At 59.3% G+C, this 15,001-nt stretch carries 14 protein-coding genes; 6 read left to right on the top strand and 8 right to left on the bottom strand.

Annotated features, from left to right (window positions below; all coding sequences use genetic code 11):
• Nucleotides 1–49: 49 nt before the first annotated feature.
• The 6 genes from BW967_RS08990 to BW967_RS08965 all read left to right on the top strand — a co-directional run bounded on the left by BW967_RS08990 (nt 50) and on the right by BW967_RS08965 (nt 7,884).
• Nucleotides 50–1,195: a glycosyltransferase gene (locus BW967_RS08990; protein WP_076484719.1), complete on the top strand. Its 1,146-nt coding sequence runs from the start codon at nt 50–52 to the stop codon at nt 1,193–1,195.
• Nucleotides 1,196–1,498: 303 nt separating this feature from the next.
• Nucleotides 1,499–2,503: a nitroreductase family protein gene (locus BW967_RS08985; protein WP_108188625.1), complete on the top strand. Its 1,005-nt coding sequence runs from the start codon at nt 1,499–1,501 to the stop codon at nt 2,501–2,503.
• Between the two features lie 85 nt (nt 2,504–2,588).
• The gene (locus BW967_RS08980; protein WP_076484717.1) at nt 2,589–4,055 is read left to right on the top strand and encodes a lipopolysaccharide biosynthesis protein; all 1,467 of its coding nucleotides are present in this window, start codon (nt 2,589–2,591) and stop codon (nt 4,053–4,055) included.
• 4 nt (nt 4,056–4,059) lie between these two features.
• Complete coding sequence (locus BW967_RS08975) at nt 4,060–5,214, top strand: glycosyltransferase (protein WP_083952072.1); 1,155 nt, start codon at nt 4,060–4,062, stop codon at nt 5,212–5,214.
• A complete protein-coding gene (locus BW967_RS08970) occupies nt 5,211–6,329 on the top strand; it encodes a polysaccharide pyruvyl transferase family protein (protein WP_083952070.1) in 1,119 nt (372 codons plus the stop codon). The genes BW967_RS08975 and BW967_RS08970 overlap by 4 nt, the downstream gene beginning before the upstream one ends.
• A gap of 178 nt (nt 6,330–6,507) precedes the next feature.
• Complete coding sequence (locus tag BW967_RS08965; RefSeq protein WP_139327815.1) at nt 6,508–7,884, top strand: hypothetical protein; 1,377 nt, start codon at nt 6,508–6,510, stop codon at nt 7,882–7,884.
• A gap of 107 nt (nt 7,885–7,991) precedes the next feature.
• Here BW967_RS08965 and BW967_RS08960 read toward each other — a convergent pair whose 3' ends face one another.
• The 8 genes from BW967_RS08960 to BW967_RS08925 form a co-directional block, all read right to left on the bottom strand.
• Complete coding sequence (locus BW967_RS08960; protein ID WP_076484714.1) at nt 7,992–8,891, bottom strand: glycosyltransferase family A protein; 900 nt, start codon at nt 8,889–8,891, stop codon at nt 7,992–7,994.
• A 49-nt stretch (nt 8,892–8,940) separates the two neighbouring features.
• The gene (locus BW967_RS08955) at nt 8,941–10,032 is read right to left on the bottom strand and encodes a glycosyltransferase family 4 protein (RefSeq protein WP_083952068.1); all 1,092 of its coding nucleotides are present in this window, start codon (nt 10,030–10,032) and stop codon (nt 8,941–8,943) included.
• 259 nt (nt 10,033–10,291) lie between these two features.
• Nucleotides 10,292–12,385 carry an acyltransferase family protein gene (locus tag BW967_RS08950; protein WP_076484712.1) on the bottom strand — a complete coding sequence of 698 codons (2,094 nt, stop codon included), beginning with the start codon at nt 12,383–12,385 and terminating at the stop codon, nt 10,292–10,294.
• A gap of 316 nt (nt 12,386–12,701) precedes the next feature.
• The gene (locus BW967_RS08945) at nt 12,702–13,016 is read right to left on the bottom strand and encodes a hypothetical protein (protein ID WP_139327814.1); all 315 of its coding nucleotides are present in this window, start codon (nt 13,014–13,016) and stop codon (nt 12,702–12,704) included.
• Nucleotides 13,013–13,288 carry a hypothetical protein gene (locus tag BW967_RS08940; RefSeq protein ID WP_076484710.1) on the bottom strand — a complete coding sequence of 92 codons (276 nt, stop codon included), beginning with the start codon at nt 13,286–13,288 and terminating at the stop codon, nt 13,013–13,015. The genes BW967_RS08945 and BW967_RS08940 overlap by 4 nt, the downstream gene beginning before the upstream one ends.
• The gene (locus tag BW967_RS08935; protein WP_076484709.1) at nt 13,285–14,427 is read right to left on the bottom strand and encodes a phage head spike fiber domain-containing protein; all 1,143 of its coding nucleotides are present in this window, start codon (nt 14,425–14,427) and stop codon (nt 13,285–13,287) included. The genes BW967_RS08940 and BW967_RS08935 overlap by 4 nt, the downstream gene beginning before the upstream one ends.
• Nucleotides 14,424–14,744 carry a hypothetical protein gene (locus tag BW967_RS08930; RefSeq protein ID WP_139327813.1) on the bottom strand — a complete coding sequence of 107 codons (321 nt, stop codon included), beginning with the start codon at nt 14,742–14,744 and terminating at the stop codon, nt 14,424–14,426. Before BW967_RS08930 ends, BW967_RS08935 begins: the two co-directional genes overlap by 4 nt.
• A complete protein-coding gene (locus BW967_RS08925; protein ID WP_076484707.1) occupies nt 14,735–15,001 on the bottom strand; it encodes a spike base protein, RCAP_Rcc01079 family in 267 nt (88 codons plus the stop codon). The genes BW967_RS08930 and BW967_RS08925 overlap by 10 nt, the downstream gene beginning before the upstream one ends.

Below are 15,001 nucleotides of genomic sequence, written 5' to 3'. Positions count from 1 at the left end.
TTCAATTCACCCGTGACACGTTGAGTGCGGATCCACCAAGGTATTTCAAATGTCAGATGTCCAAGCTGATCTGGATGTAGCAATTGTCCACGACTGGTTCCCGACCATCGCGGGCGGAGAGAAAGTTGTCAAAGAGATTATGCACTGCTTTCCCAAGTCGGAGATCTATACCGTCTTCGACTTCTTGTCAGATGAGGAAAGAAGGAGTTTCTTTGGTGACAGACCCGTTCACGTCAGCGACCTGAACCGTCTCCCCGGAGTTGAACGGTATTATCGCTATCTGTTGCTACAAGCCACACGCGCAATCGAGGCGCTTGATGTTACACGCCATGAGGCTGTGATCTCATCTTCAGCTGCACTCTCGAAGGGCGTGATCACAGGGCCGGAGCAAAAGCACTTCGCCTATATTCACTCCCCAGCGCGCTATGCATGGGATCTTACCCATGAGTACATGTTGTCACTTAACGGATTCGCGGCATCTCTAAAACGGGCGCTTGCTCGCGAGATGATGCATCGCTTTCGCATTTGGGACATGCGGACCGTCGCGCAAGTCGATTACATGATCGCCAATTCGTATTTTATCAAGAAACGAATCTGGAAAACTTATCGACGTAATGCCGATGTGATTTATCCGCCCGTTGATACCGATGCTTTTACAAAATCAGAGGCCCCCCGAGGGGATTTCTTTTTCACCGCGTCCCGCATGGTGCCCTACAAAAACATTCATCTGATCGTCGAGGCATTTTCGCAGCGCCCCGACCTCAAACTCATCGTCTGTGGCGATGGACCGGAGATGGGGCGTATCAAGGCGATGGCAAAAGGCAATGTAGAATTTCTCGGACATGCGCCCTTTGAGGTTATGCGCGATCACATGCAACGCGCGCGGGCCTTTGTGTTTGCTGCAAAAGAAGATTTTGGGATCGTCCCCGTTGAGGCCCAGGCCTGTGGCACGCCCGTGATCGCGTTGGGACAGGGAGGAACGGCCGAAACCGTGCGCGGCCTAGATCATGCAGCGCCGACCGGGGTGCATTTCCATACACAGACAACGGTAGACCTGCTTATCGCGGTTTCACAGTTCGAAGCAGTGGAAACTGAGCTGCGGTCGGAGACGATCGTGGCCCATGCGAAAGCGTTTGGCTCAGACCGTTTCCGTGGGGAACTTACCTCTTATATCCAGGAGCGCTTGCCCGGTTGAGGACCTGGCACGTGGAGGCGGGTTTTGTAATGAAAAATCGGATAGCAATCGTCATGTCACTGCAATCATGGAGGCGGGACATTTATTAGTGTCAGCTTTGGTGTCGACTATCACCCAACTCCATCCAAAACAAAATCATCGCGGCGCATGAGCTAGAATGAGCCTATACCTTGTCTGTCATATCGCAACAACCTTCGATCGGTACTGTCGTGGACAGCGGCCGCTGTGTATGCTGCGGGTCCTGCACCCTTGTCACTTTCGCGGAAGTAGTGTGTCCAGCCCCATCAAATTAGAGGATTTGTCTTGAGCATTTTAAAAAAACTCGCGACCCGTTTGCCTCCAGCTCCCAAAGCGTTTTTGCGCGCGGGCCATAATTCTCTTCGCACCCTGCGAAATAGCTTTTACGCGACTTATCGCTTCTTGCGCAACTCTTCGACGGTCAGGTCGGCTTTGGACCGGGACCTGTTGTCCGCTGTCATCTACAAACAATTTCATGCCGTGGAGAAGGGGTTGGCCCTGCCACAACCGCGACCCGGCTTCGGAGCAGAGGCAATCAACAATCTGATGGGACACATTACTCATTACGAGACCTCCTTCGGCCCTGACACGACCTCGGCAAATGCGCGCGCAGCCCTTAAGCAATATGTCGCCTTCAACCACGGCCTTGGCGTCGATGTTCATGCGCTCGAGGCCTTTCTGGCGAAGGCGCCCAACGGCACGCCCGAAGGTGAGGGAGGCGCCATCAAGCTTCAACGCGGGGATCTGTTTCCTGTGCCGCAGGATACAGCCATTGAATTTCTGCGTAGCCGGAGGACGCTTCGCAATTTCACTGGCGAAGCCATCCCACAGGCAGTGCTTGAAGATATCTACGCCGTGGCGAGCCGGGCGCCCTCCGTATGCAACAGACAAGCCGGGGGAGTGTATTTCGCGACCGGCCGCGCCCAGATTGATCATGCGTTGTCGTTCCAGAATGGCAACCGTGGCTTTGGCGAAAAGATCGGAGCCCTTGCCATCGTTACCGCCGATCAGCGTGCGTTTACCTCTCCCGGGGAATTGCATCAGGACTACGTCGACGGTGGTATTTTCGCAATGTCGCTACTTCTGGCGGCTCATGCAAAGCAATTGGGTGGGTGCATGCTCAACTGGAGTGTCGACGCCGGGCGAGACAGGTCTCTGCGCCTCGCCTTAGGCATTCCAGAATACGAAACGATCATCACTATGATAGGGTTCGGCGTTCCAACCGAGCAGTTCAGCATTGCGCTTTCTCCGCGCGTCCCAGCGGAGGCCCGTCTACATTGGCTCGACTGATCCATAAGGACGTCGCCAGTAATCCGGCCGAAACCGAAGGTGGGATCGGCAGCCTCGCGGTGCAGGTTTCGGCGGGGGGCGGGGAATGCTGAAGCACAAGGTAGCAAGAGGGGCAGCACATCTCGGCCTGTTCCAGCTTGTAGGAAAGGTGCTGGACGTGGTGTCCGTGGTCGTGCTGGCGCGGATACTGGTTCCCGAGGATTTTGGGGTCGTCGCGCTGGCCTCTTCGGCGATGCTAATCGCAGCAGCCGTGACCGAATTGTCGGCGATAGACGTGCTGGTTCAGCGCAAAGAGATCGACGAAGCGGATGTTGATGCCGCCTTCACGCTTAACATCCTGCGCGGTAGTTTAGTACTACTTGCAATTATCGCTTTAGCCTTGCCTTTGGCATGGATTTATAACGACATGCGAGTGGCTCATGCAATTATGGTCCTTGCGAGTGTCCCCTTCCTCAACAGCCTTCAAAGCCCGGCGTTGGTGCACACATTGCGGCAGGTCAATTATGGCCCAACCGCCAGAATCATGCTTTACGGAAAACTCGGTGGAAACATCCTTTCGATCACCCTAGCACTAATTTGGCCATCTTTCTGGGCGCTGGTAATCGGATTGGTCGCCACTTCCGCGATTTCGACTGTCTGGTCCTATCGGCTGTGCCCCTATTGGCCGCGTATTCGCTTTGCCGGGACCAAGAGTATATTGGGATTCGCCGGTTGGGTAACGGCTTCGCGCATCGTCTTTACCCTAAACCAACAGGGTGACCGTTTTTTCGTCGGGTATATCCTGGGCAAGGCGCTGCTCGGTCAGTATACGATGGGGAGCGTCATCTCATCAATGGCAACCTATGCGCTCGCCACCCCGGCAATGCGGCCGATTTTCGCCGCGATGTCGCGACTGGAGGGGGATAGCGAAAGGATGCGACGGGCATATCTGCAAAGCCAGCAGGCGCTGATGCTACTGATCTTACCCATCGGCATTGGCCTAGCGACCGTGGCGACGGAAATCGTCCCCCTGCTACTTGGTAATGGTTGGGACATGGTTGTTCTCGCGATCTGGTGGCTTTCGCCGGTCATCGCACTGCAGATGATGTCTATCCCAGTCCAAGCCCTGTCAATGGCGAATGGGAAGCCACGCCTGCTTACCCTGCGTGAGACTATAGCCTTAGCGCTGCGGCTGCCGGCGACCCTGATCGCGGCCTGGGGGTTCGGTTTTCTTGGCGCGCTGGTGGCCCGTTCGCTGACCGGCCTCGCCGTCATTGTCATGAACCTGTTCATCGCGCGATCGATGATCCAGGTCGGGGTGATGCGGCAGATCTTCGGCTGCTGGCGCAGCCTCGTCAGCGCTGCGGTGATGGCGGCGGCCGTTGTGCTGCTTGGCCAGGCGTTTGCCGCCCCACCGGTCTTTGCAATGCAGATCCTGCGGCTGGCCGGGCTGATCATCGCCGGCCTGACCCTTTACGGCGGCGTGCATCTGGGCTTTTGGATCCTGGCGGGCCGTCCGGACGGGGCCGAGGCCTTCGTGCTGGGCATGCTCCGACGCCGAGGAAAGGACTGAGAGGATGAGCGATACCCCCGCAGACATGCCGGCGCGCCGCCCCCGGGCCTTCGTGCTTCTAGCGCGCGGCTTCGGGGCCACGGCCTGGCGCGCGCGTTTCGAGAGCGGAGCCCTGATCGGCATGAACGAGCCTTTGGCCTATGGCTACTTCCATGCCGCAGATCAGGGGATCGACGTAACTTATGGCGAGGATCTACCCGAAGGGCGGTTGTCGCGGCTCTTGCGGCTGGGCATCCGCGCCGTGACCGGGTTCGATTTCCTTCATGCCTGGCGGCAGCGCGACCAGATCGCCTGCGCCGACATCGTCTGGACCCATACGGAAAGCCAGAGCCTCGCCGTCGGTGCCGTCTGGCGGCTGTTGCCGAGGGTTCGGCGGCCGCGGCTCCTGTTGCAACAGATCTGGCTGATCGACCGCTGGCCCGGGTTCAGCCCGTTGCGTCGGTGGGTCTATCGCTGGCTTCTCGCCCCGGCCGATGTGTTGACCTTCCATTCGCCACTGAACACCGAGCTTGCGCGCGAAATCTTTCCCGAACACCGTTGCGAGCTGGTGCGTTTCGGCATCGCCGCGGACCAGAAGACGCCCCCCCGGCTGATCCGTTCGGGCGGCGTGTTGCGGGTCTTGGCGCTGGGCAGCGATCGTCACCGCGACTGGGCCACGCTGATCGACGCCGTCGAGGGTTGCGCAGATCTGCACCTGACCATCGTGTCGGGAACGATCCCGGCGCATCTTCTGGCCGGAAAACCTAATGTCGCGCGCGCGAAGATCACCCGTAACGAGGATCTTTTCGCCTGCTATGCGCAGGCCGACGTGGTCGCGCTGAGCCTGAAGCCGAACCTGCATGTCTCGGGATCGACGGTGTCGCAGGAGGCAGCGGTGATGGGGGTTCCAGCGGTGATCTCGGATGTGGGCGGGCTGCGCGCCTATTTCGACGACAGCTGCGTGACCTATGTGCCGCCCGGTGATGCCGCGGCGCTGCGCGCGGCGCTGCGCGCCCAGGCCACTGATCCTGAGGCCGCCCGGCAGCGCGCGCTTCGCGCCCAGGCGCAGATGTCGGCCGAGGGGCTCAGCTCGCGCGCCTTCGCCCGCGACCACGCTAGGTTGAGCATAGACATTATCTGCGAAACCAGATCATTCCACGATGGAAATATTGACAGATGAATCCAAGGAGAGAGTTAGTCATGGGGAGACGGATCGGCCTTTTGACATTGCCACTTCACGCTAATTTTGGAGGGATAATCCAAGCCGTATCGCTCAGCGCTGCGCTCCGCGAGCGGGGACACAAGGTATTCCTCTTGGATCGTCGAAGACCGGCGCATCATTGGCAGCGGCTGGTCATGCGAGTTCTAGCCGTGCTCCCGGGACAGAATATTGGCGGATTCCGAGCGCGGAGTCGTATGCTGGGATTACACCGAAACTTCATCGAATCGCATATCGACGGGCGCAGTGGCATTTGCCGTAGTTCCGCCGAGATGCGTCGCGCTACGGCATCTCTGAAACTCGACGCTGTGGTCGTAGGGAGTGATCAGGTCTGGCGGCTGGCCTACATGCACCCAGACGCCGTGGCGGATTACTTCCTTGGCTTCATTGCCGACAAGCCTACGCGCCGGATCGCCTATGCGGCCTCGTTCGGCGTGGGAAGCTGGGACTATCCCGACCGCACGGAGGAAATCGCCCCGCTTCTGGCCAAGTTCGACGCGGTTTCGGTGCGCGAAACGTCGGGGATGACGATTTGCGACGCGGTCTTCGGGCGTGGTGATGTCGCGCATGTACTCGACCCGACGCTGCTGATCGAGCCGGCATTCCATCACCGCCTATGTTCGGATATTCCCGTTGCATCCTGCCCGGACGGTCCGCGCACGGCCTTTTTCTACATGCTTGACAATCCCGACATCCGAACGGCCGCGCTGAGCGCGCTCGGACCCGATTATGCCGCCGCGGAGCTTACGCTGAACGACGGCCACACGGTTACCCTCCCGCAATGGGTAAGTCGCTTCCGTGACGCGGATTTCGTCGTAACTGACTCGTTCCATGGCACTGTATTTGCCATCATCTTCCGCAAGCCCTTTCTTTCCGTCGTCAATCATGGGCGCGGAGCCGACCGCTTTACCTCGCTGCTCGGTCAGCTGGGGCTAGAGGACAGGCTGATCTCGCAGGCCAATTCTATTGACATCAGCGCACTGATTGCGCAGTCGATTGACTATGACGATATCCACCGGCGGCTGGACGATCTGCGACGGCACTCTGCGGCGTTTTTGGAAAAGGCGCTAGCGTGACCCGGGGTCCGGCACAAATCCAAATGCGCGAGCAATGCCGTCTCCGGCACTCTGCGGATGCCCCCCAGAGCCGAGGAGGGCAATGCCGTGATCTCTTGGCCGCGGCTGGTGCCGTTGCGCGGGCGATGGTAGCGTCCCGCGCAAGTGATGTCCTTTCTTCGAACTTTCAGGGAAATTCATGCGGCGCACGTTGACAGCACTCGGGTTCCTGAGCCTCTTCGGTCTTGTCGCAGCCCTGCTTGTCGTAATCGCATACGGTTACGGAAGACGGGCCAACTTCACGGGCGTGGACACACTCTCGGCGGTTTTTCTGGTAAGCGTCGCCGCTACCTATTGCCTGATCGTCCTGATGTGGCGCAAGGCCGGTATGATGGAGGCGGTGAACGCGTATTTCTTCCTTTTCCCCATCGGTGTGGTGTCACTCTATCAATGCGCGTGGGATAGGTTCCCATGGTGGTACATCCACACCCGGGATAATATGCTCTATGCGAACATGCTGGCCGTTGCGGTAATCATGTTATTTCTTGCGGGGAATCTCCTAGGACAGGGTCGGCCCTTCGAACTTCCCTCGCGATCGGTCGCAAATCGGCAGATCCTGTTTTCGAAATTCACCTTCGTGCTTTCATTCTTACTGCTGACCGGCGTAAATGCCTGGCCCCGCCTGTTGACCCCGCGCTTTGAAAAGGCCGGTATACCGCTGGAAGGGATCAGCGGCCAGATCAGCTATGTCGCACAGGATATCGCCCTTTGCGCGATGATCGTCCTGATCGTGGCGCGACGGGCCCCCCTTCATCGAGAGCAGATCAGCAAGACCTTCTATTATATGGCAGGTTTCTATACCTTCTTGATTTTCAATCCGATCGGCAATATCCGCAGCGTCTTCATAGGATACGCGCTGTCCTGCCTTTGCGCCATTCTTTACGGCTGGTCGATCTCAGGCAAGGCAAAAGGAATATTCATCACCGTCCTGATGGCCGGGAACTTCTTGCTGTTCCCCGCGGTGAAATCCTTCGGTGCCGGGCTGGCGGAAGGATGGGGGGGGTTCATCAAGACCTTCAACAAGTTCGGAAACAACCTTTTCTCCGCCGATTTCGATGTCCCCCAGATGACCGCGAATGGGGTCGCGTATGTCACCCGTTTCGGGCACACGCCGCTGGAATATATCGTCGGTTTCTTCCTTTTCTTCATTCCGCGCAGCATCTGGCACGACAAGCCGACCGGCACGCCGTTTTACATCATGGACAGCCTGAACTATTCTTTCCTCAACCTGAGCTACCCCTATTATCTCGATCTATGGTCAAGCGGGGGCTATCTGTTGACGGTGATTGGGGTGGTTTTTGTCGGCTTTTTCATCATGCGTGTCGGCGAATCCGCACGGCGCGCTGAAATGAACGGCACCCTCAACATGAGCATGGTGATGTATTCGCTTGTCGCCGGTTTCGCCCCGATCATGCTTCGCGGCTCAGTCAATGGCAGCATCGCCTTCTACGGCATCGCCTTCTATTGGGTCGCGGTGACGCTGTTCGTCTCGCGCCTCACGATCCGGCGAAGCTAGAACCGGAGGCGCCATGAAATTCACCGAGCCATTTTCCCTCGATCTGGACTTTTGAGGATCATCGCTGCGCTGGCCATCTCTGCCGGTCATGCCGATTGCTAGCCGTCTCAAAGCTCACGGATGCGACCTGGCGTCACACGGCCGCGCAGGATGTCCCACAGAGCCAGCCAGTTGCCGGCGACGCGGCCGCGGCGATCGACCCAGGGCTCGGGGCGGAAGACCTTGGCATGATTGGCAAGGAAATTACGTAGCATCTGCACATGGGCTTTCTTTCGTGAGATCGTGCCCTTGCGCAGCATGTAAATCGGGTTGCACATCTGGCTATACCCGTATTTTCGGCCATTCCGTTCCCGGCCTCGCTTTTCCGCGCAGTGCACGCCCTGGAAGGCACTGGTCTGTACCTGCGGAGCGGCAATGCGACCTCCAAAATCCTGGTCCTCCATCCACGCGTAGAGGGGTAATGCCTCGTCGAAGCGCACGTCCCGGATCAATTCGGCACGATAGACCATGTTGCAGCCGTAAAGACCGGGCAGACGTGCGAGAATCTCGAACGGCCGGGCCGCGCCCACCCCATCCTCGGCTGCATCCGCGGCATCGACGAGCCGGACTGCCTCTTGCGGTGTAATACCAGGTCCGAGGTTCCCGTCCGCAAGAACCAGTCCCTCGGCACCTCCGACATCTGGGTTTTCATCGAAGAACTGCGCCATCCGTTCCAGTGAATAACGCGAGGGAACGAAATCATCGTCATAGAAGACTACCAGCTCGATTTCCGGCGCGACAATATCCAGCGCCCGGTTGCGCTGGACACAGGCACCGCGAGGCCCGAAGATTCGCTGGACAAGAAAGGGCATTTTGACTTCAGGGGGGGCATCAGCCTCACTCTCCATGGAGAAAATGACCTGCCGCGGAAGGAGCGTCTGAAGCGCCAGCCGATCCAGTAGTACAGCCAAGTTGTCAGGTCTGCCAAGTGAAGCCGTGACAATCGCGATATTTTGGATTTTGCTCATTTGTTATTCCTTCGGATATGCGCGCGGGACCCGCCTGGACCACACCGCATCATGCCCTCAAAAGCGTAGCCAGAGTCGCCGCTGACGCCGCCCAAGTGAACCGAGCGGCGCGCGCACGGCCCTTCGTTGCCATATCCTCCCGCAGATCGGGGTCCACCGCGATCCGCTCCATCGCCGCGGTCCAGCCCCCCCTGTCCTGCGGGTCGACCGACAGGACCGCGTCGCCACAGACCTCGGGAACCGCCCCGCCAGTAGTCGCCACCACGGGGCAGCCGCAGAGCATCGCCTCGACCGGCGGCAGGCCAAAGCCCTCGGTCAGCGAGGGGAAGACCAGCGCCATCGCGCCTTCGTAAAGCGCCCGCAACTCGGCGTCGCTAACCCGGCCGATCAGCCGGGTGCCCGGTCCGGCCTCAAGCCCGGCATCGGCAAAGATCTTCGCATTCAGACCGCCCGCGACGATCAGCTCGGGCGCCCCCGGCCCCCGCGCGGCGGCGGCCTCAAGCAGCATCTTCAGGTTCTTGTGCGGCGCAAGACTGCCGATGGCCAGAAAATATCCCCCGCGGCTCAGCCCGAAACGGTCCAGCGCCGCGGGATCGGGCGCGATTCCCAGAATGTGGTCGGCCCCGTTCGGCACCACCTGCGCCTTGCCCGCGGGGGCGACCCCGACCGCTTCAAGACGGCGGCGCGACTGCGCGGAGACAGTCAGCAGAAATCGCGCCCGCCGCGCCAGAACCGGCAAAAGAACCTTGTAGGCCAGACGGAACGCGGGTGAATAGCTTTGCGGCGCGTCCCAGACCTGCGCGTCATGGATCATCACCGCCTGATTGCGACAGACGATTGGCCCCGTCGAACACAGGCTGAGCAACAGGTCCGCCCCCACGGCGAATGGCAGTTCCAGCTGTTCCCAGGCATGGCCCTTCAGGCGCCCGAACGGCACCAGTTCGATGCGGTCGCGAAGCGCGGGGTTCGGTAGGTCGTGCAACCAGTCGAGATGCAGTTTTTCCGCTCTGGGATGCACCAGCCGCAATCGCCCGATGTCGTCGCGGTCCGCCAAGGCTGTCAGCAAGGCGATCGCCACGCGATCGACGCCGGAGAGTGACCGGGTGAGAAAGCGCGCATTGACTACAATGTCTTTTTTCATCAACCCCTCGTGACCAAGTGAAATCGTGTCAGAACCAAACTAACTATCCCTGAAATACTGGTCGTGGAAAGCGTCAGGAACAGATAGCCGCCCCAAAAACGATTAGCCACCAGTCGGTACAGAGCCCGTGCACGATTTAACGTAATAAATGGTCAAATTTTTATGACCTCCATCAGCTTTTACAGCGAATCGATGCGCACGAAGTTATAGGTCGAAGGCCCGCGTTCGTTACAAGTTGATCATAGCGTGTATGCACCGACTATCTCGACATAGTCTGTTCCAAAACGGGCGAGAGAAGCGCGGAAGTCGCCCTCGTCAGGTGGGCAAGGTCCACTCGAACAACAAGGCCCGATGCGAAGACGGGACAGCGATCATCGAGGCAGAACCATGATCTGGTAGAAACATAATTCGCATTTGAGAAACTATCTGTCGCCGCGCGTTCCGAGTCAGATTTGAGTTTGTGACGCTGCGAAATCGTTCCGATACAGTGGCCAGGCGTCGAATAACGCCCCGCGCATTCAAGCGGACTTTCGCCCCAAGGAGGGTTCTCCAGGACGACGATCTGTGCGACATTGGAAAGTTTCGAAAAGGTCCGTTTTGCTCCCTCCTGCCATGCTTTTGCTGCTTCCGGCATCGGCAGGCCGGTATAGGTCAATGCGGATTCAGACGCGGAAAGGAAAACGATTTCCGGCTTCATTTCGCGAAGCAGGGCAAAAAGTTCGGCCCTGCGTTGCCGGCACGCGGCGGTGAAGGCCGGGCTTCCGGAGGCATCGCTCACATCAACGTCAAACAGCGAACAGTTTGAAAAGGTTATTGCCGTGACATCCCAGCCCTTCGCGCGCGCCACGCCATCGATCATAGGTACCCAGCTTGCGGCAACGGAATCGCCGACAACGAAGACGGAAGTGTTGCCATACGTGACGCGGCAGGTCTTCCATGGGCCCTCGGACATCGGTGACATACGGCAGGTAGTCATGGATTCGGCGAACTGGTTTTCGGACATTGTCGCCAATTGCTCGCTGATCTCCGGCGGCCAAGCCTTCGCCGCTAGGGCGATGCGGATATCGGCTTCGCGCTGCTCCACCGATGCCAGCGGTGCGGATTCGAACTGATGGAAGCCGGTTAGACGCGTCAGCCAAGGGTTCGCCGAGCGCACAGCACCGGGCCCGTAGAGTTGCGCCAAGGCGAACACGGTGATCGCCACAAGTGCCGAGAGGCTGACTGAAAGCTCGACTTTAAATGGCCACTTCCTTCGGCCCCCTGCTTGCAGGAACCGGCTTTCCAGAACGGCACGCTCGACGTAGAGATAGGACAGCCACGACAGGACCAGCATGATCGGCAGTGTCGCGAGCTTGATCTGCCACGTTTCTCCGAACTGCTTCGAGAAGACCAGCACCGGAAAGTGCCAAAGGTATAGGCTATAGGAAACCTTGCCCAGCCACTGCGAAAGCGCGTTACCAAGCAGGCTGAGCCTTCCAACAGGCGCATTCGCCCAGACCACCGCCATCGCGCCAATGACCGATAGGCCAACCGTCGGAACCGGGATCATCCAAGCTGGGGAGACGACGATGGCAGACAGGATGATCACACTGGCCCCGGTGATCGAGACCGCCCGGCGCATCTTCACAAAGGTCTGACGTTCTGCACCGGCTTGCTTTGCTTCGTAGATGGCCAATAACGCTCCGGCCAAAAGTTCCCATGCCCGCGCCCCAGTTTCGAAATAGGCCGATGTAGGCGCGGAGAGCGTATTCCAAAGACCCCACGCAAGGCTCGCGACAATAAGGGCGATAACCGAAAGAAACATGGCCTTGCGCGAAGGCATGAGGCTGGCCAACCCCAGAAGAAGCAGTGGCCAAATAGTGTAGAACTGCTCTTCGATCGACAGAGACCAGTAGTGTTGGAATGGAGACACAGCTGCCTGCTGTTGCAGGTAGTCGGTTCCGATCGCCATGAAATGGAAATTCGATACGAAAAGCATCGCGCTGAGAGCATCTAGCGAGGCCTGAATTGCCCTCGGCGGGAACCAAAGCAAGAACGAGACGATCACCGTTGCGACCGCGACGACGAAAGCTACTGGGAAGATCCGCCGAACGCGCCGGAGGTAAAAGTCGCGGAAGGACAGGGTGCCGGTGGTCTCAACCTCGCGCAGAATATGCGCTGAAATGAGGTACCCAGAGATGACATAGAAAACGTCCACCCCCATGAAGCCGCCAGTCGGCCAAGCGAAGGCATGATCCAACACGACAAGCACGACAGCGATGGCGCGCAAACCCTGTATGTCGAGCCGAAACCCGGACAAGGGTTTCCCCTCCTTAATTCCTGCGTGTGAATTGAATCCGCTTTGTAAATGCATCCAGAAAACTCTCACGTTGTTACGTCCGCACGGGGGGTACCGCGGCACTATTGGACAGGTGTAGAGCGTGTGGAGAACGCGCTAAGCTGATTCCACGACTGATGCAATGCCTTACTGTAGTAAGGTTGCGCCCCCTTTAAATAGTTAGGGATCAGCAAAATTCCGCCACCCCACCGCCATCAACTTCGCATTCGCACAGAGCCGCCCTGCCCTTTCCGCAGCTGCCGCGCGCATCAACCTCTGCTCGGTATCCGGCACGCCACCGGTCCAACCCGCGCAAGGCGTCAGATCGAGCCCCGCCAGTGGCGGCGCGGGGTCAGCGCCACAGGCGGCCAGCAGCAGTGCGCAGATAATCGCTAAGCGGCGCATCGCCCCCCTCCATTTGTTCGAGCTGGTGATCGAGCGCGGCGGCTTCCTCTCGCAGCCGCGTCTGTTCTTCATCCGACCGGCGCCGGATCTCGGCCGCTTCTGCATAGGCGGTGACCATGCCCTGCGCGGCCACCAGATCGGACCGCGTGGCGGCGAGGTCAGCGCGCAGGCGGGCGTAATGCCCCCACGCCAGCGCGCCGCCGAGCGCTGCGGCAATGGCGAGCCAAAGCCACCAGAGCCGCAGCATCGCGCGTAGGGTCATGTCGCCAGCACCGCAAAGGGCGTCACCGGATAGACCCGCCACGGGTCCAGTTCCGGCGAGCAAGTTCCCAACGGGCAGACGCAGTTGACGTGATAGCCCGGCACCGCCGCGCTGATCGCCGCGCCTTCGGCATCCACCGCGCCCGTGGCTTCGCTCACCGGCATCGGGCACGGGTTGAGGATTTCCAGCCCGGGATAGCGCGGGGTTTCCCCATCGGTTTCATAAAGAGCGGCCAGCGCTTCGGCCTCATCGGCAAAGGTCAGGTAGATCATGCCGTCACCTCGATCAGTTGAGCCTCGTTCAGAAGGCTGGGGTAGATGAGGACGCTTTCGAGCAAGAGGCGGGCGGGGCGTCCTCCTGCTATCGAGTTCCCACCTAAACGCAGGTACAGTGGTGTGGCGTAGCTGACACTGGAATCCAGCGCACCAACAACGCCGTTTCGGGCGGCTCGGAAGTGGTTCTCGCCGAGAGCAAAGGCCATCGCGAAAACTTCGCGAAGCTGTGGACCATCGGAGACAAGAAAGGCGGCTTGGTACTCACCATCGTCGTACACTTCTCCCCGGAAACTGCTCGTTGGTTTGTTCCACAAGAAATCCTGCCTTGTGACGTCACTGCCAGCATCAAGTTGGACGACACGATCATAGTCCCCCAGCACCGCATCCATCCGCCCCTTGACGACAATTGAATAGCCATCGCCCAGATAGAACCCGCTGAGATCAATCGGGGCGACAATATCTGCGGCGCGGGTGACGGCGGCAGTTGTGGTGGGGATGTAGCTTGTTGCGCCGGAGCCTTGCTCAAGTTGAGCGCCGGAGAATGTTGCGGAGCGGATTCCGGTCCCTACGGTCCCGCTATACACGCTGAACCCGTAAGTCCCGGCAGTTGAGACGGTCCCGCTGACCGAAACCCGTGCCCATCCGTTGCCAAGGACGGTGAACGTGTAGCCCGTAACCCCGGCCGACTTAGTCGAAAGCTCCCCGGTAGTGACGTCGATATGTGCATACATACCCAAGGTGTCAGACCCGAAGCGCCAGACCGTCGCTCCGCTGACCCATTTAACGAACATGCTGAACGTAATGGCACCGACTGCGGCAGCGAAGCCTTTGTAGACCCCCATATTGGTGGCCGAACCATCATAAGTGATCGTGATTGCGGTTGCTGTGCCGAGAATATCCTCTACACCAGTAGTGATCGTCGCGGCACCGTTGTTGTTGATCCACGATGCCAGCGGGGTGTCTACAAGGTTCGTCGCGCTACTCTCCAACAACAGCGCCTTTTTCCCTGTCGAGAAGTCAAAGCGCGGCACATCGACCGCGGCGGTTTTGATCAAACCGTCAGCGCCCAGATAGGTCCCAACGCTGGCCCGTGTCAGGGTAATAAGATCGGCAAAAGATTTCGTTTGCAGGCTCATGCCGCATACCTTTCGTTTGAGAAGTCCAAGATCAGAACTGGCGTTGCTGGCAGGAACGGCGGCTCTTTCCACCAATCCACATCTGCCAGATACGTCTCGCGGGCGAAGTCGAGCACGAGACAGGGCGGATCATCGCCAGAGGTGTAGGAGGGATACCACCAGGTCTCATCCGCGACGTAGACCGCGTTTCTAAAGTCCAGCACGAGGCAGGGCTGCAGATCGCCGACGCGGTAACTTGGCCGCGCCGCCACCAAACCTCCGCCGATGCTGACGAGCCCAAGCCCGCCAAGTCCCATCAGCCCCATCATCACTGCCACCCCGTGAGGCCCTCGGCCGTGGTGCCGGTGTCCCAGATGCGCCGCGCCCAGATCGAGTGCTGACCGATCGGCAGCTCGCCGGTGGTGCAGATCGCGCCGGTCCTGGCATGGGTGTAGCGCACCGTGCCGCCATTCACGCCGATGGTGACGGCGCGCACCGGCACCGCCAGATCTTCGGTGTCGCTCGGCACGATCGGCGCCGCCCCCAGGGAGGGGCCATTGATGCCGGGGTCATGGAATGCAAACGGATCAGACAT

Origin of the sequence: Rhodobacter aestuarii (assembly GCF_900156655.1) — a bacterium.
GTDB classification, from domain to species: Bacteria; Pseudomonadota; Alphaproteobacteria; order Rhodobacterales; family Rhodobacteraceae; genus Rhodobacter; species Rhodobacter aestuarii.
The sequence above is the reverse complement of the archived record's forward strand: the minus strand, read 5'-3'. Positions and strand labels throughout refer to the sequence as shown.